The organism is Pseudomonas sp. PA27(2017) (assembly GCF_001945445.1).
GTDB lineage: Bacteria > Pseudomonadota > Gammaproteobacteria > Pseudomonadales > Pseudomonadaceae > Aquipseudomonas.
This window is the reverse complement of sequence record NZ_MSXW01000061.1, coordinates 301,582-327,104: the sequence shown is the minus strand read 5'-3', so window position 1 is coordinate 327,104 and position 25,523 is coordinate 301,582. Positions and strand designations below refer to the sequence as shown.

At 63.0% G+C, this 25,523-nt stretch carries 19 protein-coding genes; 6 read left to right on the top strand and 13 right to left on the bottom strand.

Annotated features, from left to right (window positions below):
• Window positions 1-9 precede the first annotated feature (9 nt).
• Together BVH06_RS23105 and BVH06_RS23100 are read right to left on the bottom strand one after the other, a co-directional pair.
• Window positions 10-588: a YceI family protein gene (locus BVH06_RS23105; RefSeq protein WP_075928493.1), complete on the bottom strand. Its 579-nt coding sequence runs from the start codon at window positions 586-588 to the stop codon at window positions 10-12.
• Between the two features lie 62 nt (window positions 589-650).
• Window positions 651-1,196, bottom strand: coding sequence for a cytochrome b (locus BVH06_RS23100; protein ID WP_075935611.1), 546 nt, complete (start codon window positions 1,194-1,196; stop codon window positions 651-653).
• A 559-nt stretch (window positions 1,197-1,755) separates the two neighbouring features.
• Between BVH06_RS23100 and BVH06_RS23095 the strand changes: the two genes are divergently transcribed.
• Together BVH06_RS23095 and BVH06_RS23090 are read left to right on the top strand one after the other, a co-directional pair.
• Window positions 1,756-2,736 carry a sterol desaturase family protein gene (locus tag BVH06_RS23095; RefSeq protein WP_075935610.1) on the top strand — a complete coding sequence of 327 codons (981 nt, stop codon included), beginning with the start codon at window positions 1,756-1,758 and terminating at the stop codon, window positions 2,734-2,736.
• 224 nt (window positions 2,737-2,960) lie between these two features.
• Complete coding sequence (locus tag BVH06_RS23090; protein ID WP_075935609.1) at window positions 2,961-3,593, top strand: nitroreductase family protein; 633 nt, start codon at window positions 2,961-2,963, stop codon at window positions 3,591-3,593.
• Window positions 3,594-3,787: 194 nt separating this feature from the next.
• On the opposite strand, the gene BVH06_RS23085 is transcribed toward BVH06_RS23090, so the two are convergent.
• Window positions 3,788-5,095, bottom strand: a complete 1,308-nt coding sequence (locus tag BVH06_RS23085; protein ID WP_075935608.1) for a hypothetical protein — start codon at window positions 5,093-5,095, stop codon at window positions 3,788-3,790.
• A 442-nt stretch (window positions 5,096-5,537) separates the two neighbouring features.
• Here BVH06_RS23085 and BVH06_RS23080 point away from each other — a divergent pair, with 442 nt between their 5' ends.
• Window positions 5,538-6,941, top strand: coding sequence for an adenosylmethionine--8-amino-7-oxononanoate transaminase (locus BVH06_RS23080; RefSeq protein ID WP_075935607.1), 1,404 nt, complete (start codon window positions 5,538-5,540; stop codon window positions 6,939-6,941).
• 45 nt (window positions 6,942-6,986) lie between these two features.
• Here the strand turns inward: BVH06_RS23080 and BVH06_RS23075 are convergent, their stop codons facing one another.
• Complete coding sequence (locus BVH06_RS23075) at window positions 6,987-8,297, bottom strand: OprD family porin (protein ID WP_075935606.1); 1,311 nt, start codon at window positions 8,295-8,297, stop codon at window positions 6,987-6,989.
• 382 nt (window positions 8,298-8,679) lie between these two features.
• Between BVH06_RS23075 and BVH06_RS23070 the strand changes: the two genes are divergently transcribed.
• Window positions 8,680-9,399, top strand: coding sequence for a 16S rRNA (uracil(1498)-N(3))-methyltransferase (locus BVH06_RS23070; protein WP_075928486.1), 720 nt, complete (start codon window positions 8,680-8,682; stop codon window positions 9,397-9,399).
• Between the two features lie 126 nt (window positions 9,400-9,525).
• On the top strand, window positions 9,526-10,047 hold the full coding sequence (locus tag BVH06_RS23065; protein WP_075928485.1) for a cytochrome b: 522 nt from the start codon (window positions 9,526-9,528) through the stop codon (window positions 10,045-10,047).
• A gap of 36 nt (window positions 10,048-10,083) precedes the next feature.
• On the opposite strand, the gene BVH06_RS23060 is transcribed toward BVH06_RS23065, so the two are convergent.
• The 9 genes from BVH06_RS23060 to pilG all read right to left on the bottom strand — a co-directional run bounded on the left by BVH06_RS23060 (window position 10,084) and on the right by pilG (window position 24,239).
• A complete protein-coding gene (locus BVH06_RS23060; protein WP_075935605.1) occupies window positions 10,084-10,614 on the bottom strand; it encodes a bacterioferritin in 531 nt (176 codons plus the stop codon).
• 116 nt (window positions 10,615-10,730) lie between these two features.
• The gene (locus BVH06_RS23055) at window positions 10,731-11,201 is read right to left on the bottom strand and encodes a chemotaxis protein CheW (RefSeq protein ID WP_075928483.1); all 471 of its coding nucleotides are present in this window, start codon (window positions 11,199-11,201) and stop codon (window positions 10,731-10,733) included.
• A gap of 12 nt (window positions 11,202-11,213) precedes the next feature.
• On the bottom strand, window positions 11,214-12,272 hold the full coding sequence (locus tag BVH06_RS23050; RefSeq protein WP_075929101.1) for a chemotaxis protein CheB: 1,059 nt from the start codon (window positions 12,270-12,272) through the stop codon (window positions 11,214-11,216).
• Window positions 12,269-19,771: an Hpt domain-containing protein gene (locus BVH06_RS23045; RefSeq protein WP_075935604.1), complete on the bottom strand. Its 7,503-nt coding sequence runs from the start codon at window positions 19,769-19,771 to the stop codon at window positions 12,269-12,271. Before BVH06_RS23045 ends, BVH06_RS23050 begins: the two co-directional genes overlap by 4 nt.
• 14 nt (window positions 19,772-19,785) lie before the next feature.
• On the bottom strand, window positions 19,786-20,634 hold the full coding sequence (locus BVH06_RS23040) for a protein-glutamate O-methyltransferase (RefSeq protein ID WP_075929100.1): 849 nt from the start codon (window positions 20,632-20,634) through the stop codon (window positions 19,786-19,788).
• A gap of 68 nt (window positions 20,635-20,702) precedes the next feature.
• The gene (locus tag BVH06_RS23035; RefSeq protein ID WP_075928481.1) at window positions 20,703-22,751 is read right to left on the bottom strand and encodes a methyl-accepting chemotaxis protein; all 2,049 of its coding nucleotides are present in this window, start codon (window positions 22,749-22,751) and stop codon (window positions 20,703-20,705) included.
• 82 nt (window positions 22,752-22,833) lie between these two features.
• Window positions 22,834-23,373 carry a chemotaxis protein CheW gene (locus tag BVH06_RS23030; protein WP_013789449.1) on the bottom strand — a complete coding sequence of 180 codons (540 nt, stop codon included), beginning with the start codon at window positions 23,371-23,373 and terminating at the stop codon, window positions 22,834-22,836.
• 44 nt (window positions 23,374-23,417) lie between these two features.
• A complete protein-coding gene (pilH, locus tag BVH06_RS23025; protein WP_013789448.1) occupies window positions 23,418-23,783 on the bottom strand; it encodes a twitching motility response regulator PilH in 366 nt (121 codons plus the stop codon).
• Window positions 23,784-23,831: 48 nt separating this feature from the next.
• Window positions 23,832-24,239: a twitching motility response regulator PilG gene (gene pilG / locus BVH06_RS23020; RefSeq protein ID WP_070885873.1), complete on the bottom strand. Its 408-nt coding sequence runs from the start codon at window positions 24,237-24,239 to the stop codon at window positions 23,832-23,834.
• 228 nt (window positions 24,240-24,467) lie between these two features.
• Between pilG and gshB the strand changes: the two genes are divergently transcribed.
• Entirely contained in the window at window positions 24,468-25,430 is a 963-nt protein-coding gene (gene gshB / locus BVH06_RS23015; protein ID WP_075928480.1) for a glutathione synthase, read from the top strand.
• Window positions 25,431-25,523: the final 93 nt, after the last annotated feature.

Genomic DNA, 25,523 nt, shown 5'->3' with positions numbered 1-25,523 from the left:
ACGTAAGGCTTACTTGCGCACGCCTTCCACGGAAATGATCAGCTCGACTTCCTGCGAAGCCGGGCCCAGATCCTTCTCGATATTGAAGTCCTTCAGCTTCAGCTTGGTGCTGCCCTCGAAGCCGGCGCGGTAGCCGCCCCATGGGTCGTCGCCCTGACCGATGAACTTGGCGGCGATCACCACCGGTTTGGTCACGCCGTTGAGGGTCAGGTCGCCGGTGATGTCGGCAGCGCCCTGGCCGGTCGACTTGACCGACGTGGACTTGAAGGTCGCGGTCGGGTTCTTGCTGACGTTGAGGAAATCGGCGCTACGGATGTGCTTGTCGCGCTCGGCATGGTTGGTGTCGACGCTTTCGGTCTTCAGGGTCACGTTGACCTTGCTGGCCTCGGGGTTCTTCTCGTCGAAGCTGAAGGAGCCGTCGAAATCCTTGAAGGTGCCGTACAGCCAGCTATAGCCCAGGTGGCTGATCTTGAAATTGACGAAGGCGTGCTGGCCTTGCTTGTCGATGGCGTAGTCGGCAGCCATTGCCTGGCCAGCGCCCAGCAGAGCGGTACCCAGCGCCAGTGCAGCGAAAGTCTTCTTCAACATGGGAACTCCTTGTGAGATGAAAATAGGCGGCGCTGCGGAGCAACGCCGAAACCGCAGGAAGATCAGCGCCCGAAGATGCGCAGCAAGGTGCGATCACGGTCGATGAAATGGTGCTTCAACGCAGCCAGGCCATGCAGGACCGCAAAGATCACGATAGCCCAGGCCAGGTATTCATGAATCAAGCCGGCGACATCACCCTGATTGGGAATGCTGGTCACGCTCGCCGGCACCTCGAACCACCCGAATACGCTGATGCCCCGGCCATCGGCAGTGGAGATCAGGTAGCCGGAAGTCATCAGCACGAACAGCCCCAGGTACAGGAAGCCATGCCCCAGCTTGCTGGCCACTCGCGTCAGCCGACCATGCTCGGGCAACGCCGGCGGCGGCGGGCTGGCCAGGCGCCACGCCAGGCGCGCCAGCATGACGATGAACAGCAGAATGCCGATGCTCTTGTGGATGTTCGGCGCCGTCTGGTACCAGCTGCTGTAGTAGCTCAGCCCGACCATCCAGAAACCGAGGGCGAACAACCCGAATACCGCAATGGCCACCAGCCAATGCAGAGAAACGCTGATGAGACCGTAACGGAACGTAGAATTACGCCACTGCATGGCCTGCTTCCAAAAGTTGAGTTGGGCAGAGATTAGCAACAAACCTATCGAGTAATAGCAGAAATTGTTGCTATGAAATATCGATAAAGGCGATAGCTGGACGCAATCATCAAGGACCAACGAGCTTGGTCCCTGACATGTACGGGCCGTTCCGTGCACCGTAACTGAACGGTCGCTTTCAGCGGATCAGCGGTGAGCAGTGGCCAAACCTCAGCCTGAGGTTTCAGTCGGTTTGGATCAATTGTCGCCTTGAAACGCTGCCTGCAAGTCGACCTGCAGGGAAACCGTCTGGCTACAAAAGCCGCTGAAGCTTCGCTTCCATCCTGACGCTATCCCATTGGTTACATTTATTTTTCTCCAAAACACCGAGCTGGAGAAAACAGGTTACGTACCGTTAATTAACCGTTATCCAACTTGTCCGCGGTGGTCGCCCGTCGCAGCATCGATATCGCCCGTTGCAACGAGCCGTCTGATCGGGCCTGCAAGGAGAGAAAAGATAGCGAGGCCACTCCATGGCCTCAAAAACAATAACAAGACAAGAAATGGCGAGGTACTAACTATGACGATGCAAAGCATCTGGGAATCCATTGTCGCCTTCTACGAGCCGACGCTCGAAATAGTGAGCTTGTGGGCCTTGGGACTTCCCCTTTTCGTTACCGTCATTGCGGTAATGTTCATTCTCTCGCAAAAGTGGCAGGGTCCCCTGACCATTCGCGCCCTGACCAACGCGGCATTCCCCAAAGAGCAATACGACCACGCTTCATCGCGCGTGGACATATGGAACGGCATCATTCTGTTATTGCTCGGATTTCCGCTCGTAGGCGTGATTGCCATCAACGGCATCGCTATCGCTGACAACGTAGGCGCTTATTTCAACACCGAGTTCGGCGCCCGAAATCCTTTGATCACCTCCACCTGGCTGCTCGTTGCCGTCCAGTTTCTGGTGTATTTCATGAGTGTCGACTTCGTGGGCTATTGGGTACATCGCTGGTGTCACACCAATGCCCATCTATGGCATCTGCACAAGCCTCACCATACCGCCGAGACACTCACGCCCTGGACGCTGTTCCGGCAGCACCCAATCGAGTTTTTCGGCCTGAATATCATCCCGGCCGTTGTCGGCGGCGCCTTCACCGGCGTGGTGCTGTACGCGACCGGCAGCCAGGTTCATCCAGGCATGGTGGCTGCCGTTACCACAACGGCCTATATCGCCTTCTTCGTTATCGATGTGTTCTCCCACGTTCATATGCCGATCTCCTACGGATGGTTGAACAGGATCATCCTGGCGCCGGTGATGCATAACCTTCATCACAGTATGGAGCCGCACCACTGGGACAAGAACAACGCAGTGATCCTGACGCTCTGGGATTGGATGTTCGGAACTCTTTACCTGCCGCAAAAAGGCGAGACCTGGCGCTGGGGCTGCAACGACGAAGAGTACGGGCCGAACAATCCACACAAGACCTTGAAAGGGTTCTATTTCGATCCTTTCGTCACGCTCTGGCGGCACCTGAGAGAAGGCAAGAGCCCTAACCCTTAAGAGAACCGGTCGGCCCCATAACGCAGAAAGATGCTCCGTTTCGATACTGAAAACAGGCCAAGAGCGCCGCGCTACAGGCTCTGCGAGCCTGTTTTCAGCACAGCGATGGAGCCAACAGCATGAATCCGCCGGGCCACCAGGGACGTCATCGAGCACCGCGACGGCTATCAATTCGAGGCGCGCCCAACTTCCCGCAGGATGAATTCCAATCGAGGAAAATCAACATGGCATTGAAAGACCAACTTCATTGGCGCTATGCAACAAAGAGCTACAACGGCGAAAAGGTAGAGCCACAAAAGATCGGTTCGATCCTTGAAGCCATACGCATGGCACCCAGCAGCTCTGGCCTGCAGCCTTTCAAAGTGCTGGTCATTAGTAACGACGAGTTGAAGGCGCGGCTGTTACCTATCTGTGCCAATCAGCAACAAATTACCCAATCGTCCCACCTGTTGGTTTTTGCTGCCTGGGACGAATACACCCCGGAACGCGTCAACGACTTTTTCGAGTACAGCAACGGCATACGCAATCTGCCGGCAAGCGTTACCGACGACTACCGACTCTCGTTGCTCGATTCGTTCGGCGCCATGAGTGAAGAGCAGCAGTATTTTCACGCCTCCAAGCAGTGCTACATCGCGTTGGGATTTGCGCTGCTGGCGGCGGCTGACATTCATGTGGATGCCACGCCCATGGAAGGCTTCGACAACAAGGCGGTCGATGCGCTTCTGAACCTTCCCGAACAAGGGTTGAGAAGCTCCGTTCTGTTGACCCTGGGTTATCGGGACATCGATAGCGACTGGTTGGTGAAACTCGAAAAGGTTCGACGCGCCAAGCAGCACTTGTTCGAAGAGATCGTGTAGGGTTCATCCCTCACCATGGTCCGTAATTGAGCCGCATGAATTGCAGGGCCCTGCATGAACCGGGTAGTCGGCAAGCGACTTTGCGAAAGTTCATGCAGGCCTTCCTGCCCGAGACGCCGCAAATGTTCGCTGGCTCAGAGGCGACGGCGGAGCCCTGAGCGCGGGCATGCGTTGCGGCAGGCAAGGTCGGCCAGTTACTGCGCAACTGCGTCATCGGCCCTACCGGAGCCTGACAGGCTATCGACCTCGGAAGACCTTGCGCCTTTGGCACGCCACATCTGCTCGACATCGAGCGGGCGGGCGATCAGCAATTTCCCCGAGACATTCGATGGGCCAAATGTGCGCACCTCGTAAAGCGCCTCGAAGGCCTCACTATCACCCAGGCGGGCTTTCAAGCGACCGAGTTCGGCCTTGTCCGAGGCGATGTGTCCCGCCTCGATGAGTGCAGGATCCATGACTCCCGCCACCACCACGACATGGTTGCCTGCCGGTCCTGGAAAGCGCGCAAGGTAGGCATAATCACGGCGCATGATCCCTTGCGTGGAAGGCTCGTCCCAATCGGCTTGGAAGCGATCCCCGCTCGCCTTGTCCAGAAGCGTGTCGCCGCTCGCCGACAGGGAAAAGCCGCAAATATCGAAGAATGGCTCCTGTAGATCTCCAAGGGTGTCGAGCAAACCGACATAAACGATGTCGTGATTACTCAGCATCTCGTTGGTGAAGCGTGATGTCGTCACGTCCTTGACCGCATTAGCGTCGCCAGGCCTCATCGCGGCCACGACGGGCGCCACGGAAACCAGGGCCGGCGCCAGCCCGCTCGGCAAGTGGTAGGCATTCATGTCCACATAGCCTTGACTCGCATCGGGCGCGCTCTGCTTGAACTGGCTGAGCGCTTCGCTGGAGGCGATGCGGGCGTCAGCGATCATGCGCTGCACCGAGCCATCAGCTCCTTGCTCGCCGAACACATAAAAATCACCCGAAACGATCAATACCGGTGCCGAGCTCTCTGCCAGACCACTCCAGAGAACGCTTTCGATACGAGGATCACCGGCAGGCTTGCTCGCCAACCCGAACCAACAGACAGCATTGATGGTGAGCAAGAGCGCTGCGCCGGCAACGTAACGCCAATCGACGCGGCGTTGCGGGTCGTGCTCACGGTATTGATCCTGCTCGTCGGGAGCGACGACGGCCAGCCGGTATTCGCCACGAGGCAGCATGAGCCGCTCACCGCGCTCATCGGCCGGGGCAGCTTCCAGCTTCTTGCGCAGCCGATGAATGTGTACCCGTACCGTCGCATCAACTGCAAGATCCGCGTCGGTGCTACGGCCAAACACGACCTGGGCAATCTCGATCTCTTTGGTGGTGCTCGCCGTCATTGACCGCTCGAGGAGAAACTCGAAAAGACGGATCATCCGTCGCGATTTGCCGAGCACTCCACTTAGCAAGATTCTCTGCCCGTGGGCAGTGAGCCGACTCGCCTCGCACACTTCCTGCAATTCAGCCATTTCGCGCCCCCTTTGCTGCTCTTGATGGCATTGAAGATACGGCGAATTGCCCGCCACTCGACGCGAACGTCGCTGGGAGTCGTGCCTGGCGTTGGCAAGCGCGTCACTTGCCTCGATTCAGATTCGACGGGTTCGCCGTAAGCATAGGCGGCAGGTCGTACATCTCCGTATCCCAAATCGGCACTTGGCCGCGCGACTTGGAAAACGACTTGACCGGTGCTGGAATCACCATCCGTCCAATCAGTTTGGCTGCGCGTTCATCCTCGCGCGGCCAACACCGAAGGCACTCGCGGCGATCCTAAGGGAACTTCGGCAACAGCCCCACAATACGCCCAAGCCCTTGTCACTGCTTGCTTGCCGCTGTGCCAGATGCCGTACACGCACCACGATGAGGCTAAACCATCTGATAGGCTTGCCAGCTGACAATTGGGAGAGCGACTCGATGAGTAACCAACACTGGATGCAGCGTGACCTGGACGTCCTCTGGCACCCCTGTACACAGATGAAGGACCACGAGCGCCTGCCGCTGATTCCGATCCGCCGCGGCGAAGGCGTTTGGCTGGAAGACTTCGAAGGCAAGCGCTATCTGGATGCCGTCAGCTCCTGGTGGGTCAACGTGTTCGGCCACGCCAACCCGCGGATCGGCGAGCGCATCAAAGAGCAGGTCGATCAGCTCGAACACGTGATGCTGGCTGGCTTCAGCCATCAGCCGGTGGTGGAACTGTCCGAGCGCCTGGTGAAAATCACGCCGCCGGGGCTAAGCCGGGTGTTCTACGCCGACAACGGCTCCTCGGGCATCGAAGTGGCCTTGAAGATGAGTTTTCACTACTGGCTCAACAGCGGCCAGCCTGCCAAGAAACGCTTCGTGACCCTGACCAACAGCTACCACGGCGAAACCGTGGCGGCGATGTCGGTGGGCGACGTGGCGCTGTTCACCGACACCTACAAGGCGCTGTTGCTCGACACCCTCAAGGTGCCGAGCCCGGATTGCTACCTGCGCCCGGAGGGCGTGAGCTGGGAAGAGCACTCGCGGACCCTGTTCGCCGCCATGGAGCAGACCCTGGCCGAGCACCATCACGAAGTGGCGGCGGTGATCGTTGAGCCCTTGATCCAGGGCGCCGGCGGCATGCGCATGTACCACCCGATCTACCTGAAACTGCTGCGCGAGGCTTGCGACCGCTACGGCGTACACCTGATCCATGACGAGATCGCCGTCGGTTTCGGCCGCACCGGCACGATGTTCGCCTGCGAGCAGGCCGGCATCACCCCGGACTTTCTGGTGCTGTCCAAGGCGCTCACCGGCGGCTATCTGCCGATGGCCGCGGTGCTGACCACCGATGAGGTCTACGCTGCGTTCTACGATGAATACGCCACCTTGCGCGCCTTCCTTCATTCGCACACCTACACCGGCAACCCGCTGGCCTGTGCCGCGGCCCTGGCGACCCTGGATATTTTCGAGGAGGACGGCGTGATCGAGGCCAACAAGCGACTCGCCGCGCGCATGGCCAGCGCGACCGCACACCTGGTCGATCACCCCCACGTGACCGAAGTGCGCCAGACCGGCATGGCCCTGGCCATCGAGATGGTGCAGGACAAAGCCGGCAAGGTCGCCTATCCCTGGCAGGAACGCCGCGGCCTGCAGGTGTACCAGCACGCCCTGACCCGCGGCGCCTTGCTGCGGCCTTTGGGCAGTGTGGTGTATTTCCTGCCGCCCTACGTGATCAGCGAAGAGCAGATCGATTTCCTCGCCATCGTTGCCAGCGAGGGCATCGACCTGGCCACCCGCACTTCGGTCAGCGTACCGGTTGGCGACACCCGCTACCCGGGCTTTCGAGATCCGGGCTGATCACGCCGTCAGGTGGGCACGCCCCAACCTGCCGTCATGCCTTGCTCAGAGTACGCTCAGCGGATACTCGACGATGAAGCGCACCTGGTCGGAATCCACATCCGAGGTTCCGGAGATACGGTGCGTGGCCTGACGCAGGCGAAACTTGAGGTCCTTGGCCGCGCCACTCTGCACCACGTACTGCACGTTCACATCACGCTCCCAGTGCTTCTCGTTGTCGGCGTAATAGGCGTAGGGGCTGGATGCGTCCATCTTGCTGCCATCGACGTTGTCGCCGCGGATGTACGAGACGTAGAACGATAGCCCCGGCACCCCGTAACTGGCCAGGTCCATGGCGTAAGTGGCGCGCCAGGAGCGCTCGCCCGGCCCATTGAAATCCACCAGTTGCGAGGAGTTGGCCAGGTATATGGAGTCTTGCGCACCGCCGCCGCCGAGCGTCAGGTAGTCGAACGGCTGATCGCCATGCACCCTTTGGTGGGCGATGGTGAAGGTATGAGCCCCAACGGAATAGGCGGTCGCCAGCGACCAGGCGGTGACGTCGATGTCACCGGCAACCGACTTGCCCTCATCCAGCGTCCGATAGATGTTGAAATCGAAGTTCAGCGCCTGCTGGTCATCGATAGTCAGGTTGTAGATGGCGTTGCCGTAGTACTGACGCCACAGGTCTTCATAGCGCGAGGCGTAGGCACTGAAACTCAAGGCATCGCTGGCGACCCAATTGGCCCCGACATAATCGACACTGCCGCCTTCGGCCCCCGGTGCGTAGGTGCTGTAAAAGCCATCGCGGCTACCGGCCTGGTTGAAATCCTTTGACGAAGTGAAATGGCCTGCGTCGATGATCAAGTCATCGATCTCGGCGCTGGTCAGCTGGAAACCGGTCGCGGTGGCAGGCACCAGGCGGGCGTCGGCGACCGCGATCACCGGGTTGTAGGGCCGCAGCTGGCCATACTTGAGTTCCGAATTGGAAATGCGCATTTTCACGGCGCCACCGAGGGTGCCGAACTCGTCGTCGGCCTGGTTGGTGGACGAGTCCACCGGCAGCAAACCGGAGCCTGACCGCCCTCGCCCGCTGTCCAGCTTGATGCCCATGTAGGCATTGAGATCGACGCCAAAACCGACGACGCCCTGGGTATAGCCCGAGCTGTATTCGAGGTGAAAACCCTGGCCCCATTCGCGATTGTCCTGGGCTCCGCTCGCATGGCGATCCATATGCCAGTAAACGTTGCGGGTCAGCAGATTCAGCGTGCTGTCTTCGATAAACCCCTTGGATTCGGCCTGGTTCGCCTGAGCGGTGGAAATGGCCAGAAGACTGGCACTCAGCGCCATCAACGATAATCCGGTACGTTGCACGATCATTATTATTCCCTATGCGTGGAATGTAGCGGCGGATAGTCCGCCCTTGAAACAGGATGGGCTGCAGCGCCCACGCCGCAGCATGGCAACAGGTTTCCCCTGCCTGACGTGCGTTCGCGTGAGCCACCCACCCCTTGGTCAGCCCTGCCGTGTTGAAGCGCCCCGGGAATGCGGCCCGGGAGCAAGGCCGCTCTTTTTTACCCTATGGCCAATGGACGCATCGTCGCAACCCTCGAGGCAGCGAGCGGCGTTGCCGTTCACCAATTGCGAGCGACTCACGCCAATCACTGCGCGGCCTGCAGCAACGCTGCGGTCATCGACGGCCTGCAGAAAAACCACCATCCGGTTATGCTTGCCCACCCTCAGCCCATATCCGCCACCGACCATGCGCCTTTCCCGCTTCTTCATCGACGCCCCCCTTTCCCTCGGCCAACACGAGCTGCCCGAAGCCCAGGCCCACTACATCGGCCGGGTGCTGCGGCATGCAGCGGGCGACGCGGTGCAGCTGTTCGATGGCAGCGGTCAGGAGTTTCTCGGCGAGCTGGTCGAGGTGGGCAAGAAGACGGTGCGCGTCGAGCTGCGCGAGCAGTTCGCCGGGCAGGCGGAGTCGCCCCTGCACATCCACCTGGGCCAGGGCCTGTCCCGTGGCGAGCGTATGGACTGGGCGATCCAGAAGGCCACCGAGCTGGGCGCCCAGGTGATCAGCCCGATCATCAGCACGCGCTGTGAAGTACGCCTGAAGGATGAGCGCACCGACAAGCGCATGGCCCACTGGCGCCAGGTGGCGATCAGCGCCTGCGAGCAATGCGGGCGTTCGGTGATTCCGCTGATTCATCCACCCATCGTTCTCAACGACTGGCTGCAGCAAACCCAGGCGGATCTCAAGCTGGTGCTGCACCCTGTTGCCGAACCGCTGAGCAGCCATGCCAAACCCGCGTCACTGGCCTTTCTGATCGGCCCCGAGGGCGGCCTGACCGATGCCGAAGTCGAGCAGGCAAAAGGCACCGGCTTCCACGCAGCACGCCTGGGGCCGCGCGTACTGCGCACCGAAACCGCGCCGGTGGCGGGCTTGGCGCTAGCTCAGTACTTGTGGGGCGATTTCTAAGAGCCTGTTCAAAGTCCACTCTGTCGGCGTGGGGACAGCGCATCGCGCAAAGCCGCAAGAAACCTGAGGCCAATTGGCTATCATCAGCAGACGGCCCGTGCGCACCGGGCATGATGAGAGCCCACCATGAATGACCGCTATTCAGGCACCCAGATCACGCTGCACTGGCTCAGCGCTCTGCTGGTCATCTGCACCCTGTCGCTGCCTTATGCCCAGGATCTGGTTGCCGATCTGCTCGGCGGCACTGGCGGGGTGTTCACCCTGCACAAATCCCTGGGTCTGACCATTCTGCTGCTGACCGTTCTGCGCCTGCTGGTGCGTGCTCGGCAAGGCACACCACGGTTGTTGGCCGACCACGCACGCTGGCAGCGCACCGCAGCGAAGCTGGGCCATGGCGTCCTTTATGCGCTGTTGCTGGCGATGCCCCTGAGCGGCCTGCTGTTCGGCAAGCGGCCAGTGGAAATGTTCTGGTTGGTGACCATCGATCCGTTGCCGGTTTCCGATGCAACCCGCGCCCTGGCCCGCCAGTTTCATCTGACGGCCAAGTACCTGCTGTTCGCGTTGATTCTGGGCCACGCCTGTGTGGCGCTCTGGCACCACTACGGGCTGCGCGATGGCGTGCTGCGAGCGATGCTGCCGCGCCGCTGATCGCCGGAGCGTTGAATACGCGCCCCGGCGGACGCCTCAGAGGTCGTCGAGGATATCGGCGATATCGTCGGCGTGCTCTTCTTCCTGGGCGAGGATGTCTTCGAAGATGCGCCGCGTGGTGGGATCGTCATTGCCGAGGAAGGCAATGATCTCGCGATAGCTGTCGATGGCGATGCGCTCAGCCACTAGGTTCTCGGTCACCATATCCTTGAGCGAACTGCCGGCAACGTACTCGGCGTGAGAGCGGGCGGTCAGCGTGGCCGGATTGAAGTCCGGCTCACCACCGAGCTGGGTGATGCGCTCGGCCAGTTTGTCGGAATGCTCCAGCTCCTGCTGCGCATGCTCGAGAAATTCAGCAGCGGCGACGCTGGCCTTGAGGCCGGTGGCCATGTGGTAGTGGCGCTTGTAGCGCAGGTAGCAGACCAGCTCGGTGGCCAGCGACTCGTTGAGCAGGCGCAGGACCGTTTCGCGATCGGCCGAATAACCCTCGGTGATCGCGCCGGACTCAAGGTGCTGACGCGCGCGCTGGCGCAGGATACTGATATCGGTGAGAGGGGTGGCGCTCATGACTTTTCTCCATCGGCTTACGGTTGAGTGCGCCTGCTCTGGCGGCCGGCGGCACTCGGTTGTGAGTCGTTGCGAGAGAGAAAAGTTTGACCTGTTTCAAAATGCTACAGCAGTGCTCAGATCAGCTCGGCGTCAGCGAGCAGTTGCTCGAGCCCTTCCAGGTCGGGAATGCGCAATACGGCGGCGTCCACCTTCACGGCTGCCAGCTCCAGCGCCGCGAGGGCCACGTCCGCCCGAGGCAGATCCTCGGTCACCCGCAGGGAACGGGGAATTCCCTGAACCAGCAGAGCGATGAACTTGACGTTGGCGCGGCCGCCCAGGGCATTGAGAATCGCGATGCGGGCACCGTCGCCCGCCACAGCAGTGCCACCGCTGGCGGCCTCGAAGCTGAGCAACGGCAGGCTCAGGTCGCGCCAGGCTACCTGGCCGAGAAACCAGTCCGGCATGCCGGCCAGGGCCGGTGGCGCGCGGTAGGGAATCAGCTCGGCCACCGCCACGTTGGGCAGCAGCAGCGTGCGATCGGCCAGCGGCACGACCAGACCGGTCAGGCTGCTGACGCTGTTCTGGGTAGCAACGGCTTGGCTCATGAAAACATCCTGTCAGACAGCGAAGGTGGTTGGAGAAGAGTGCCGATTACCGGCGCACTGCTCGGCAAGGTGCTCGACGAGCGCTGCTGCCAGCTCCCGCGGATCGGCGGTGAAGCTGCTGTAGCCGCCTTCGCGCAGGCTGTCGGGCATGCTCGAGCAGGCGCAGCTCTCGGCGCGCTGCGTCCAGATCAGTCCGCCCTGGCGCTTCACGTAGGCGGCTGCGGCGCTGCCATCGCTGCCCATGCCGCTGAAGGCGATCACGCCGCTGTCGGCGGCGTAGCGCTGGGCCAGGTTGAGCATCATCTGGTCGATCGATGGGCTGTAGGGCTCCGGCCAGGGCCGATTGGCGACGCGCATGATGCCGTCATCGGCAAAGGTCAGCTCGTTGCTGATCGGCACCACCACCACTTCGCCGCAGCGCAAGGCATCGCCGTCACGAACGGTGCCGACGCGCCACTGACTGTGGCGGCCGACGGCCTGGGGCAAGGTGGTCTCGAAGCTGGGATCGATATGCTGGGCATACAGGAATGCCACCGGCAGGCCGCCCGGCAGTGCATCGAGAAACGCCTTGACCGCCGCCGGCCCGCCCAGCGATGCCGCCAGCAGCCAGACTTGGCGAGCCGGCTCACCCGCCTGCAGCGGCGTGTTGGCCAGCGCCGCCGGCAGTTCGATACGGCCCGGCCGCTGGGCCTCGGCCAGTACGCCGTCCAGGCCGCCGCCTACGGTGGCCAGGGCGGGATCGCCGACCAGTTTCTTCAGCTTGCCGACCAGCCGGCGCTCCCAACGCGGGTAGTTTTCCGAGCTGCGCTGCGGCGCATGACCCTCGCCGAACAGCACCGGCACCTCGGCATCGGCCATCAGGGTATCGATCAGCGGCAGGTCATCGGACTGCACCAGGTCGACCAGCCACAGATCCGCTTCACAGGCCTGCAACGCCGCGTCATCGAGGCGCCCCGGATCGCTGTTGAGCACAACCTGATAACCGTTGCTGCTCAGGGCCTGCTGCAGCACGTGGCGCTGCAGCGAGGTGTCGGCGATCACGGCGATGCGTGCTGCGCTGGATTGGCTCATGAGCGCTTGGTCCACTTCTCGATGGAGCCGAGCAACAGCGACTCCTGGTAGGGCTTGCCGAGGTACTCGTTGACGCCGATGCTCATCGCCCGCTCCCGGTGTTTCTCACCGGTACGCGAGGTGATCATGATGATCGGCAGGTCCTTGAGGCCTTCGTCGTGGCGAATCAGGTTGGCGACCTCGAAGCCGTCCATGCGCGGCATTTCGATGTCCAGCAGCATGATGTCGGGGCGATGCTCCTGCAGCTGGGCGATGGCGTCGACACCGTCCTTGGCGGTCAGCACGTTCATGCCGTTGCGCTCCAGCAGGCGGCTGGTGACCTTGCGCACGGTGACCGAGTCGTCCACCACCATGACCAGGGTCGGGCGTTCGACCTCGACTTCCGGCACGCTGCCAGCGTCGGCCGACAGACGCGGCCGAACCTGATACTGCAGGTGCGCATGCAACTCGCGGATGGTCGCGAGCAGGTCGAGAATCACCACCACGCGACCGTCACCGAGGATGGTCGCGCCGGAAATACCCGGCACCGTGGCGAATTGCGGGCCGAGGCTCTTCACCACAATCTCCCGCGAACCGGCCAGCGAATCCACCTGCACGGCCACGGCGTGTTCGCTGGAGCGCACCAAGATCACCGGCAGCGGAAGGCTCTGGCCGACCAGCTTGGGATGCTGGCCGTTGTTGAGCAGGTCGCCCAGGTAACGCAGCTCGTAGGCTTGGCCGGCGTACTCGAAACGCGGCGCATCGGGGCCGTAGTAGCTTTCCAGCTCGTACGGCGAAACGCGCACGATACCTTCGATGGTGTTGAGCGGAATGGCGTACAGGTCTTCGCCGGACAGCACCATCAACGCACGGTTGACCGATACGGTGAACGGCAGACGGATGCGGAAGGTGGTGCCTTCACCGATCACCGAGTCGATGCTCATCGAGCCACCGAGCTGCTTGACCTCGGCGTTGACCACGTCCATACCGACGCCACGCCCGGAAATCTGCGTGACCTTCTCGGCGGTGGAGAAGCCGGCCTCGAGAATGAACTGCAGGATCTCGTGCTCACTGAGGTCGGAGCCAGCGTCCATCAGCCCGCGCTCGATGGCCTTGCGGCGCACCGCATCGAGGTTGATGCCGGCACCGTCGTCGCTGAGCGTCAGCACGATGTCGCCGCCTTCACGGCCCAACTCCAGGCGAATGCTGCCCTGTTCCGGCTTGCCCGCGTTGGCGCGCACCGCAGCGCCTTCGATACCGTGGTCGACGGCATTGCGCAGCATGTGCTCCAGGGGCGCAACGATGCGCTCGAGTACCGTGCGGTCCATCTCGCCATCGGCGTTGCCGACGGTGAACTCGACCTGCTTGCCGAGCTCGCTGGCCACCTGGCGCACGATACGGCGCAGACGCGGTACCAGGCGGTCGAACGGCACCATGCGCGTGCGCATCAGGCCTTCCTGAAGCTCGGTGTTGACCCGCGCCTGTTGCAGCAACAGGGTTTCCGCATCGCGGTTACGCGAAGCCAGGGTTTCCTTGAGGTCCAGCAAGTCGGAGGCCGACTCGAACAGGGCTCGCGACAGCTGCTGCAACTGGGAATGGCGGTCCATTTCCAGCGGGTCGAACTCTTCGTACCCGGCGCGCTCGGCCTCGGCCTGGTAGCGGCTGAGGATCTGCGCCTGGGTTTCGGTGTCCAGGCGGCGCAGCTGATCGCGAACGCGGTCGATGGTGGCTTCCATCTCGCTCAGGGTGAAGCCGAAGTCGCTGACCTGCTGCTCTACACGGCCCCGGAAGATCGACGTCTCACCGGCCAGGTTGACCAGGCCTTCGAGCAGATCGGCGGGCACCTTGACCAGTTCCTGCGGGGCACGCCGTGCGGCGGCCTCCTCGGCAGCCACTTCGGCGCGCTGCACGAACGGCAGTACGCGGTTCTGCGCGGCGACCACCGGCCGCTCGCTGGCGGCGACGATGGAAGTCGCCGCACGCGCCACCGGCTGCTCCGGCTCGGCTGCCGGGCGCTCGTCCTGTGGTTGCTGCTGCAAACGCAGGCGCAGTTCATCGAGGCTCTTCTGTAGTCCCTCGAAGCCGGACTGCACGTCCAGGAACAGGCTGTCGGGCCAGGGCGCACCTTGCGTCTGGGCTTCGGTCAGGTGCTGCTCCAGATCATGGCTCTGGTCGCCCAGCTGCTTCTGCCCAGCCAGGCGAGCACCGCCCTTGAGGGTATGCAGGATACGCAGCAGGTCGTCGATACAGCTGGCATCGTCACGGCGCTCTTCCCAGCGGCTGATGCCGGCTTCCATGGCTTCGAGCAGGTCGTCAGCTTCTTCGAGGAAGATATCGAGAATTTCGTCGCTGTCGGCATCGAAGGCTTCCTGCGGCGCGGCGCTCAATGGCACGGCGCGCGGCATGCTGAGCTGCTCGTCCGGGTTGGCGCGCAGGCGGCGGATGGTCTCGACCAGCTCGTCGCCATTGGGCACCTGGCGCTGTGAGCGCACGGCGTCGAGCATCTCGGCGAGGCGGTCGTGGCAGGCGTGCAGCAGCTCGAACAACATCGGGCTGGGGCGCAGGCGACCGTTGCCGAGGTCCTCATAGAGGAACTCCAGCTCGTGGGCCAGATCGCCGATCTCACGAATCTCAGCCATCCGCGCACCACCCTTGAGGGTGTGCAGATCACGCTGCAGGGATTCCAGATCGAGGCTGTTGTCGACGTCATCCATCCAGTGCGTCAGGGCCGCACCGGCGCTGTCGATGATGTCGAAGCCTTCCTCGAGAAAGATCTCGACCAGTTCGGGATCGCGGTCGCTGTGCACCACGGCCTGCGCCGGCTCGTCGCGCAGCATGGGCGGCTCGACGGGCGCTACAGCTGGCTCGGTGGCCGCGGCTTCAGGCTCGGGCTCGGGCTCGGGCCAGGCATCCAGGTGTTCGACCGGCTCAGGGGCGACCGGCGCCTCGGGCTCGATGTGTTGCTCGTCCTGGCCACCGCGCTGGCGGAATTGGCGAATGGCCTCGACCAGTTCATCGGCAGGTTGCGCCGGCTGGCGCGCCTGCAGGTTGGTGAGCATGCCGCCGAGCAGCGCATGGCCCTGCTGCAGGCTGTCGGTAGCGAAGGGGGAAACACCGTAGCGGCGATCCACCAGCCCCTCGTAGAGGGCTTCCAGCTCGTGGGCCAGCTCGCTGATCGGCGTCACGCCGGCCATGTTGGCGCCACCTTTGAGGGTGTGCATGTCGCGTTGCAACGACGACAGCAGCGTGCGGTTATCCGGCTCGGCCAGCCAGCGCTGCAGATTGCCGGCGGCGCTGTCGAGGATGTCCACCGCCTCTTCGAGGAAGATCGACTCCAGCTCGTTGTCGTCAGACTCGGCAGCATCGAGCGGCTCTTCGGCCTCATCCGCCGCTTGCAGCGCGCGGGTCGCCTCTTCCAGCTCGACCACCTGCAAGCCCGGCACGTCGCCGGACAGCAGGGCCAGCTTGGCAGGATCGAGCGCTTCGTCGAACAGCGCGCGCAAGGCGGCCACCCGCTCGGGGCAGGCGCTGACCTCGAGGCCGGCGGCGACCTGATCCATCATGCTGACCAGCGCTTCGTGGGCCTGCTCGGCCTCATCGAAGAACCGTTCGCTGACCGCCAGGCTGCCGTCTTCCACGGCGCCGTAGACGTCCAGCAGCGCTTCGCACAGCTCGTCGATCTGCGGCAGCTCGGCCATTTCCGCGCCGCGGCCGAGGGTGGTCAGCTCTTCCAGCAGGGTGTTCAGTTCCTGGCGTTCGGACGGCTGCGTGCGCCAGCGGCGCAGCAGGTCTTCGGCATCGAGCAGGATGTCCATACCCTCGGCCAGGAAGATGCTGATCAGCTGCGGATCGCGACTCTCGCCGTGCTCATCCTGGCGCAGGCTCTGGGCATGTTCGAGGCGTTGCTGGTGCAGCTGCTGCACACGTTCAAGGAAGGCTTCGGTGCCCGGAATCGGTCGCAGCGGATCGCTTTCCAGCTGAGCCAGGCCCTGACGGAACAAGGCCTGGGCCTCGACCAGCACCTCGGCTTCAGTCAGGTCCAGCGGCACCAGATTGACCTTGAATTCCTTGACCATCTTTTCCAACGGCGCGGCCACTTCGGCCATCGGCAGAATGCCGGCCATGTAGGCGCTGCCCTTGAGCGTATGCAGGGCACGCTGCAGGTCATCGGTCACCGGCTGCGGCATTTCACGGGCGCAGTCGTCGAGAAAGGCGGCCAGAGTGTCGAGGTGGGTTTCCGCCTCGTTGCGGAAGATTTCCAGCAACTGCGGATCGAGCCCCGCGGGCTCTTCACTCGCAGGTTCCTGATTGACCGGTGCGGCAGCCTCGATCTCGCCCGCGGGCTCGGCTACCGCGGCAGCCGGGGCGTCATGCTTTGGGAGGCTCAGCCCCTTGGCCAGTGCATGGGCATCGGCCGCCAGGCGGTCGACGTCATCACGCTGGCGCTGGGCCTGGGCGGCGAATTCTTCGACCAGCTCGGGCGTCAGCGCCACGACCTGATTGATCACCTGCTTGACCTCGTCGCCAGGCTGAATGCTGCGGTCGAGCACGCGGTTGAGCAGGTTTTCGATCGACCAAGCCAGCTCACCGATGACCAGCGCGCGCACCATGCGGCCACTGCCCTTGAGGGTATGGAAGGCGCGGCGGATTTCGGTCAGTGCCTCGCGGTCGTCGGTATCGACGCACCAGCGCGGCAGGAACTCGGCGATGGTTTCCAGCACCTCGCCGGCTTCCTCGATAAAGACCTCGCGGAGCTCCTCATCGATGGGTTCTTCATCGGCAGGCGGCGGCAACAGGCTGGGCGGCACGTCCGCCGCAGGCGGGTTGATCGCCTGCACCGGCGCAGCCATCACGTCAGCCATGGAAAGCGGTTTTTCAGCTACCGATCCTTCGACGGCGGGCGCCTCGGGCAGGCCGGGCAGCTCGACTTCCGGCAGTTGCAGGTCGTCGAGGTCGACTTCGTTCCACTGCGGCTCGTCGCTCGCATCCAGATCCAGGGATTCCAGTTCCAGCGGCTGCTCTTCGAAACCCTGGTTCGGCAGATCCAGAGCCGGCAACTCGGCGACGGTCGGCTCGGCATCGACAGGTTCGAGATCGCTTTGCAGCTCGTCGAGCGACCACAGCTCGTCCTCGGCTCGGCCATACTGCTCGGGCGCGGCGGCAGGCTGATCATCGAGGTCAAAGGACCACTCGTCATCGGCGACGGAAGCGGGTTGTTCGGTAACCGGCAGAATCACCGGCTCGTCCAGCTCCAGTGGCTCGGCGGACAGCAGGAAGGCATCATCCTGTGCCTCGGAGCCGGCGCGCTCGTCCAGCAGCTCGCTGTCGTCCAGCGACCAGGCATCATCGGCTACCGCAGCCTTGGCATCGGCGTACGGGTCGTCGCCCAGTTCGCCGAGGTCGACCGCGTAGGGATCAGCCGCTTCATTGGCTTGCTCGGGCGTCAGCGCCTGAGGTTGCTCATCGGCCAACGACCAGTTGTCGAGTGTCTGCGCCCCATGGGCCTCGACCAGGGTCTCGGAAGCCTGTTCACCGGGCTCGATCACTTCGCTGTGCAGCTCGGGCAGGTCGTCGGGCTGCGTGGTGTGAGTGTGCGGCTGGTCGTCCGGCGCCCACTGCAGGTCGGCGACTTCGTTGCCGTTGCCTGAGGTGGCCGGTTCAGGCTCTGCGTAAGCAGGTTGGTCCAACACGGGCAGCTCGTCAGTGACTGGCTCCAGGGGCGCATCCGGCTGAACGGCGTCGGCAGCCGGCGCCGCCAATACGTCGATATCGTGCAGCGGATCATCTAGCGGGGCCGGCTCGTCTTCGGCGGGTGCGTCGAGGATCGACGGTTTTTCCTGCAGCGGGTAACCCAGCGCCCCGAGGCTTTCCTCGGCGACGTCGAGAATCAGGTCGCCCTGGGTGGCGTGATCTTCGGACAGACGCTCCAGGTAGTACTCGACGCTGGTGATGGCATCGGCCAGGGTGTCGAGGTTCTGCCAGTTCGGCACCGCCTTGCGGGCCAGCAGCTGTTCCTGGATATAGCGATTGCAGGCATTGAGCAACGCCGCGGCGCGCTCCAGCGGAATCATCGCCAGACCGCCACGCACCTGGGTCAGCAGCTCCGGCACGCGGGCCAGATGCTCGTGATTCCACTGCGAGGCGATGAACTCGATGATCGCGTCCTTGGCCTGCTCCAGGCCATTGCGCGTTTCCTTGATCACTAGTTGGTGGATCTGCCCGACGTCGGTGGTGGGCAGGTGGCTTTCTTCGCGTTTGTTGCCGTCGTTCTGGCCGACCATGCCGGTCAGGGTCGCTTCGACGTAGAGCAGTGCGCCGGCCACATCCATCAGCACGGCGTCGCTCGGCGACTGGGCGCCTTCGGTCAGCGCGCGCACCACGTCGAGCTGGTCGACGATCACCTTGCGCGGCTGGGCGAAGCCGAGCACGGCCAGGGTGTCGGCGATCTGCTTGAGAGGTACCAGCAGGGCCTGCAGCTCGCCGACATGGGCACGGTCGCTGCGCACGAACAGGTCGAGGCTGTCCTTGACGCGCACCAGTTCCTCACAGAGTGCGCCCACCACCGAGCGCATGGCATCGCGGTCGGGACCGGCCAGACGGGCCCGCTCTTCATCGACCACGCCATCGTCGGGTAGCGCCTCATCGAGGTTGTAGCGCTCGCGCAGCACCTGATTACGCGGCGACTGCGGCGAGGCCTTGGCGACGTAGAACAGCAGGTTCTTGGTGAGTTCGTCCGGGGCGCTCTGGTTGATGCCGTCGGCGCCCTGCTCGGTCAGGCGCTTGAGCTCCTTGTCGACCTGGCGCAGCAGCGTGCGCACCGAGGTGCCGTTGGCGATGCTGCCGTTGGACAGGCCTTCGACGACGCCGGAAGCGATCTGCCACAGCGACTCGAGGGGCGAGTGCTTGCAGAGGATTTCCAGACGTGCGAACACCCGCGCCATGTAGCCGAGGTTGGTGTCCATGTCCTGCTGGCGAATGACGCCGACCAGTGCTACTTGCAGCATCTGCCGCAGTTTGCGCAGCAGGGCCGGCAGTTCGGCGGTGCGCAGCTGGGTCAGCGACTCGGGCGACAGCGCCGCGGCACGGGCGGACAGGTCAGGCGAGAACAGGCTGGTTTCCGACAGCAGCTTCTCGCCCCGCGCGGCGCGCAGGTCGTTGAGCAGCGGCAGCACCACCATGGGCAGGTCACGGCGTGCGGTCTGGATGCGGTCCAGGTACACCGGCAGCTGCAGGATGGCCTGCATCAGCACTTCCAGCGCTTCGCCCTGGTTGGCCACGCGACCGTCGATGAGCGCCTGGGACAGGTGCTCCATTTCCTCGGCGAGCAAGGCCGCGCCGAAGAACTCGACCATCTGCAGAGTGCCGTGAACCTGATGCACGTAGGTCTGGCAGAAACGCATGCGCGTCGAATCCTGCGGATTCTCGACGAACGCCTCCAGTGCCTGTCGCGCCTGCTTCAGGGTTTCCGCGATTTCGCCCTTGACCCACTCCAGGGCGACATAGTCGTGCCGATCACCCATACACACTCCGTCTCTTAGCCCTTGCGGGTATACGCCAGCACTCGCTCGTCGGCCACCGGAAGCATGTCCGGGTGCTGCCAGCCGACCACCTCGCCCACCCCGATCACCAGCAAGCCACCCGGCGCCAGGCACTCGGCCAGGCGGTTGAGGATCTCGCGGCGTCGCCAGCGGCGAAAATAGATCAGCAAGTTCTGACAAAAAATAACGTCCATGCCGGTCATTGGCGCCTTGTCCAATTCCAGCACGTTGAGCCTGGCGCAACACACCCGTGCGGCCAGTTCCGGCAAAACCTTGAAGCGTCCGTCGCCCTGCGCCGCGAAATAGCGCGCGCGCAGCGCTTCATCCATCGTCTGCAGCCTGCGTCCGTCGTACAGGCCGTCCCGGGCCTTGGCCAGGGCGCTGCGGCTGATGTCGGTGCCGGTGACACCGAAGCGCCCCTGCGCGCCCAGCACCTCGCTGGCACCAATGGCCAGCGAATAGGGCTCCTCACCGCTGGAGCAACCCACGCTCCAGATCGCCAGGGGCTTCTCCAGGCCCTGCTCGCCGCGCTGGGCAACGTAGGCCTGATACACCTCGAACGACGCCGGATGCCGGTAGAAGCGGGTTTCCTGAACGGTCAGCCGATCCAGCAGGTTCGCCCATTCCACGGCACCGCGCGGGCCATCGGTGACCTGCCGGTAATAGCTGGCGTAGTCGGTGATGCCCAGCTCGCGCATGCGCGTGCTCAGGTTGGTCTGCAGGAACACCCGGCGCTGTTCGTTGACCACCATGCCCAGGCGCGATTCCAGCAACTGTTGCCAGTCGCGGAATTCCGTGGCGGACATGTCCGCCAGCGGTTGCAAGGCCCAGACGCCTGACTGCATGTTGAGGCCCTCGCTCGAGCACGCGGCTGCCGCCTGGAGCATCGATCAATGCGCCAGACGGCAGGCGATCACGCCTGCTCGCCGTCGTTCGGCAGGTTGAAACCGGACACCGAGTTGCGCATTTCACTGGCCATCTTGGCCAGGTTACCAATGCTCTTGGCGGTGGCGGTGGTACCGGACGAGGTCTGCGAGGTGATCTCCTGAATCACGTTCATGGTGTTGGAGATGTGGCCGGCAGACGATGCCTGCTGACGTGCCGCGTTGGAAATGTTCTGGATGAGTGCGGCGAGGGTCTTGGATACCTTCTCGATCTCTTCCAGGGCCACACCGGCGTCCTGCGCCAGGCGTGCACCGCGTACCACCTCGGAGGTGGTCTGTTCCATGGAGATAACGGCTTCGTTGGTGTCGGTCTGAATGGTCTTTACCAGCGCCTCGATCTGCTTGGTCGCCCCGGAGGAGCGTTCGGCGAGGCGTTGTACCTCGTCCGCTACCACGGCGAAGCCTCGGCCTGCGTCACCGGCCATGGAGGCCTGGATCGCGGCGTTCAGTGCGAGGATGTTGGTCTGGTCGGCGATGTCGTTGATGAGGCTTACGATGTCACCGATCTCCTGGGACGACTCACCGAGGCGCTTGATTCGCTTCGAGGTGTCCTGGATCTGCTCACGGATGTTGTCCATGCCGGTGATGGTGTTGTGTACGACTTCGTTGCCCTTGTTGGCGATGGCTACGGACCGTTCCGCTACCGCGGAGGATTCCGAGGCGTTCGCCGATACCTGGTCGATCGACACGGCCATTTCGTTGATCGCCGCCGAAGCCCCGGCGATTTCCTGGGCCTGGTGCTCGGATGCCTCGGCCAGGTGCATGGCGGTGGCCTGGGTTTCCTGGGCGGCGCCCGCCACCTGCACGGCTGTCATGTTGATCGTCGCGACGAGTTCACGCAGCTGGTCGATCGAGTAGTTGATGGAGTCGGCGATCGCACCGGTGAAGTCTTCGGTTACCGTCGCGGCCACCGTCAGGTCACCGTCGGCGAGGTCGGCGATCTCATCGAGCAGACGCAGAATCGCGGTCTGGTTACGTTCGTTCTTCTCGGCGGTTTCGGCCAGTCGACGGTTGGTCTCCTGCACCATCACCAGGCCGATGATCAGAATCGAACCCAGCGCCAGTGCGCCCAGCACGTAACCAGCAATGGTGTTCAGCGAGCGGCCCGAGGCCAGCCCTTCGAAGCCTTCGGACAGGGTCGAGGCCTTGTCGAGCAGGGTCTGCGAAACGGTGAAGATGGTGTTGGCCGACTCACGAACCTGGAACAGCTCCGGCGAGGTTTCGAGAATCTCGTCCACGGAACCGGATACGAATTCGAACAGCTCGGAAATCTCGCCGAGGCGTTCCAAGGCTTCCTGGTCGCTGACCTTGGTGATTTCCATGGCCGCGTTGCCTTCCTGCATCGCGCTGAGCACGCGACCGAACAGGCTGGCGTCGCGACCGAACATGTCGGCGGCCTGCACCGAGTCCTGGTCACCGGCCAGTACCTTGTTCACCGAACCGAGAATACGTTCGGCGAGCAGCGACTGACGCTGGGCGACCGATACCTGGGCCGCCGGCGCACCGCTCTCGAGCAGGATGTCGACCACTTCCTCGTACTCGACCTGCAGTTGCGGAATGGTTTCGGCCAGGGTGGCGGCAACCTGGTGCAACGACAGAACGGTCTGTTCGCTGGCCAGAATGGCGTCGGCGTTCTGGCGCAGGGCATCCCAGTCCTGCTGCACGGCAGCCATCTGCGCCTGCACCGATGCCGGTGCGGCAGGCAGGCCGGTCTGCGCGTTACCGTCCGTCAGGTAGGCCCAACGGGTCTGGAAATCGTTGCGGGCATCGCGCAGCAGGGCGAAGGCTTCAGCCTTACCCGCAGCGGATTCGGTGGCATCCTTGGCGATACGCTGGGACAGCACGCGCAGTTCACCGGCGTTGCTGAGGTACTCGGTGTCGTAGTTACTCTGCGTATTCATGTACGCGAAGTTGGCGAACAGCATCACGATCGAAACGATCAGGACGACGAACAGCCCCGCCACGAGTGCGCCGACCCGTGTCCCCGCCAGCACATTGTTGGAGATTACTTTTTTCATTATCTGGCCCCCGCCTGGACCCTACCGCACTTCGAATTCCATCTAACGTCAGAAGGCTGGCTGCGCCGCCCCCACCGAAAAGCTATCTGTATGCCACGTCGACAAACTCTGGAGCCTGGGCCAGCGCATGAGGGCTGAACACCAACCAGGGCTGTTCACGCTGGAACACACCGTGAATGAATGGCGCGATGGAAGCCTCGAGCGCCGGCAACTGCTCGGAAAAGGTATCCACCGCAAAATGCTGCATGCCGAACACCTCGTCGACCGTCAGGCCAGCGAAGATGTCGTGATGATCGACCACCAGCACCCGCCGCTGCTTGCGCAGGGGCGACAGCTCGCCGCCGAAGAAGCCGCACAGGTCCATCACCGGCAGCAATCGTCCACGCACGTTGGCCACACCCTTGACCCAGCTTTTCACGCCGGGCAGCAAGGTATGCCGTGGCTCGTGCAGCACTTCACCGACCTCACCCATCGGTGCGACGAAAAACCGCTCGCCCATGCGAAAGCCAATGCCACTCCAGGTCTGCACCGCCACCTGCTGCGACGGCAAGCCCGCTGCCAACGCGCGGCAGCGCTGCTCGATGCCGAGAAGGATCTGAAAGGGGGTGCGTGTCTCTGACATGCCTGTCGTGACCTTCTTCTTTTGTCGTGTCGCGCTGCGCGGCCTCAGCCAGCGAGCACCGCGTTCAGTGTTTTCAGCAGCGTAGCTTCGTCGACCGGCTTGGTCAGATAGTCCTTGGCGCCCTGGCGCTTGCCCCAGACCTTGTCGGTTTCCTGATCCTTGGTGGTGACGATGATCACCGGGATGTGGCTGGTTTCGGCATCCTTGGTCAGCTGCCGGGTAGCCTGGAAGCCATTGAGCCCGGGCATGACGATGTCCATCAGCACCACATCGGGTTTTTCTTGGCGTGCCAGGGCGACGCCGTCGGCGCCGTTTTCGGCCTTGAGTACCTGATGGCCGTGCTTTTCCAGCATGGCGGTCAGCTTGTACATTTCGGTCGGCGAGTCATCAACAATCAGAATTCGAGCCATGATGTTTCCCAATACATGAAGAGAGGCGGTTGTAGCGACAGCCGGACGTCAGGACGCCTGTTCGACCGGAGAGAACTCCGGCACGTGGGTCTTGATCGCGCCGAGCAGCTCTTCCTTGCTGAATGGCTTGGTCAGGTATTGATCAGAACCGACGATGCGCCCCTTGGCCTTGTCGAACAGGCCGTCCTTGGACGACAGCATGATAACGGGCGTGGACTTGAAGGCACTGTTGTTCTTGATCAACGCGCAGGTCTGATAGCCGTCGAGGCGCGGCATCATGATGTCGACGAAGATGATGTTCGGATGGGTGTCGGCGATCTTCGCCAGGGCATCGAAACCATCCACAGCGGTGATCACGTCACAGCCCACCTTTTTCAGCAGGGTTTCCGCTGTACGACGAATCGTCTTCGAGTCGTCGATCACCATCACCCTCAAGCCTTCCGAATGCTGTTCCATGTCTGCCCTGCCACCACTTCGGTGAGTCGTTGTATTACGCCATATCCAGTGCGCCGGAGGCCCTGAAACCAATGGGCCCGGCCCATCGCTGGGCCTTTTTAGCACACTCTCCACATGCAAGCCATCGGCCTGGTCGCCCTTGACCACCAGCCCCGTCAGCGCCACCCTTGGCGCCCATCCCTGCTACCTTCGCGGCTGCTTCGCACCGCCCTCTACGGAGATACCTCAATGAGCGTTCGGCTCGGCATCGTCATGGATCCCATCGCACAGATCGCCTACAAGAAGGACAGCTCGCTGGCCATGCTTCTGGCTGCCCAGGCGCGCGGCTGGAGCCTCTTCTATATGGAACAGAAGGATCTCTACCAGGCCGCTGGTATCGCCCGCGGCCGCACTCGCCCGCTCAAGGTATTCGCCGACCCCCAGCACTGGTTCGAATTCGGCGACGAGCAGGACATGCCCCTGGCCGAGCTCGACGTGATCCTGATGCGCAAAGACCCGCCCTTCGATAACGAATTCGTCTATTCCACCTACCTGCTCGAACAGGCTGAGGAAGCCGGCACGCTGGTGGTCAACCGACCACAGAGCCTGCGCGACTGCAACGAGAAGTTCTTCGCCACACGCTTTGCGCAGTTCACGCCGGAGACCATCGTCAGCCGCAGACCCGACATTCTGCGTGATTTCGCACGACAGCACCGTGACATCATTCTCAAACCCCTCGATGGAATGGGCGGATCGATGATCTTTCGTCACCGCGAGGGCGATCCGAACCTGTCGGTGATTCTCGAAGCCCTCACCGCCCATGGCAGCCAGCAGATCATGGCGCAGCGTTACCTGCCCGCCATCGTCGACGGCGACAAGCGTATTCTGATGATAGACGGTGAACCGGTTCCTTACTGCCTGGCGCGCATTCCGGCCAGCGGCGAGACCCGCGGCAACCTGGCGGCCGGCGGCCGCGGCGAAGCCCGCCCGCTCACCGAGCGCGACCGCGAAATCGCCGCCGCCGTCGGCCCGAGCCTGCGCGAGCGCGGCCTGCTGTTCGTCGGCCTGGACGTGATCGGCGACCGCCTCACCGAGATCAACGTCACCAGCCCGACCTGCATTCGCGAGATCGATGCAGCCTTCGATACGCGTATCGGCGAACAGCTGATGGACAAGATTGCCGAAAAGCTCAATGCGCGGAGTGCTTCATAGACTTTTGCACATCGCCTCGGCAGACTGCGCGGCAACCCAGGGTCTGCTGACGTTTCAGCACGACCGCGCCGAAACGTTGACAGCCCCGACGAC

Bases quoted from the DNA above. Each gene is read 5' to 3' on its own strand.
- BVH06_RS23105 (WP_075928493.1), bottom strand. From the start codon at position 588: ATGTTGAAGAAGACTTTCGCTGCACTGGCGCTGGGTACCGCTCTGCTG.
- BVH06_RS23080 (WP_075935607.1), top strand. From the start codon at position 5,538: ATGAGTAACCAACACTGGATGCAGCGTGACCTGGACGTCCTCTGGCAC.
- BVH06_RS23030 (WP_013789449.1), bottom strand. From the start codon at position 23,373: ATGTCAGAGACACGCACCCCCTTTCAGATCCTTCTCGGCATCGAGCAG.
- BVH06_RS23045 (WP_075935604.1), bottom strand. From the start codon at position 19,771: ATGGGTGATCGGCACGACTATGTCGCCCTGGAGTGGGTCAAGGGCGAA.
- gshB (WP_075928480.1), top strand. From the start codon at position 24,468: ATGAGCGTTCGGCTCGGCATCGTCATGGATCCCATCGCACAGATCGCC.
- BVH06_RS23055 (WP_075928483.1), bottom strand. From the start codon at position 11,201: ATGAGCCAAGCCGTTGCTACCCAGAACAGCGTCAGCAGCCTGACCGGT.
- BVH06_RS23095 (WP_075935610.1), top strand. From the start codon at position 1,756: ATGACGATGCAAAGCATCTGGGAATCCATTGTCGCCTTCTACGAGCCG.
- BVH06_RS23040 (WP_075929100.1), bottom strand. From the start codon at position 20,634: ATGCAGTCAGGCGTCTGGGCCTTGCAACCGCTGGCGGACATGTCCGCC.
- BVH06_RS23065 (WP_075928485.1), top strand. From the start codon at position 9,526: ATGAATGACCGCTATTCAGGCACCCAGATCACGCTGCACTGGCTCAGC.
- BVH06_RS23090 (WP_075935609.1), top strand. From the start codon at position 2,961: ATGGCATTGAAAGACCAACTTCATTGGCGCTATGCAACAAAGAGCTAC.
- BVH06_RS23060 (WP_075935605.1), bottom strand. From the start codon at position 10,614: ATGAGCGCCACCCCTCTCACCGATATCAGTATCCTGCGCCAGCGCGCG.
- BVH06_RS23050 (WP_075929101.1), bottom strand. From the start codon at position 12,272: ATGAGCCAATCCAGCGCAGCACGCATCGCCGTGATCGCCGACACCTCG.
- BVH06_RS23035 (WP_075928481.1), bottom strand. From the start codon at position 22,751: ATGAAAAAAGTAATCTCCAACAATGTGCTGGCGGGGACACGGGTCGGC.
- BVH06_RS23100 (WP_075935611.1), bottom strand. From the start codon at position 1,196: ATGCAGTGGCGTAATTCTACGTTCCGTTACGGTCTCATCAGCGTTTCT.
- pilH (WP_013789448.1), bottom strand. From the start codon at position 23,783: ATGGCTCGAATTCTGATTGTTGATGACTCGCCGACCGAAATGTACAAG.
- BVH06_RS23070 (WP_075928486.1), top strand. From the start codon at position 8,680: ATGCGCCTTTCCCGCTTCTTCATCGACGCCCCCCTTTCCCTCGGCCAA.
- BVH06_RS23085 (WP_075935608.1), bottom strand. From the start codon at position 5,095: ATGGCTGAATTGCAGGAAGTGTGCGAGGCGAGTCGGCTCACTGCCCAC.
- pilG (WP_070885873.1), bottom strand. From the start codon at position 24,239: ATGGAACAGCATTCGGAAGGCTTGAGGGTGATGGTGATCGACGACTCG.
- BVH06_RS23075 (WP_075935606.1), bottom strand. From the start codon at position 8,297: ATGATCGTGCAACGTACCGGATTATCGTTGATGGCGCTGAGTGCCAGT.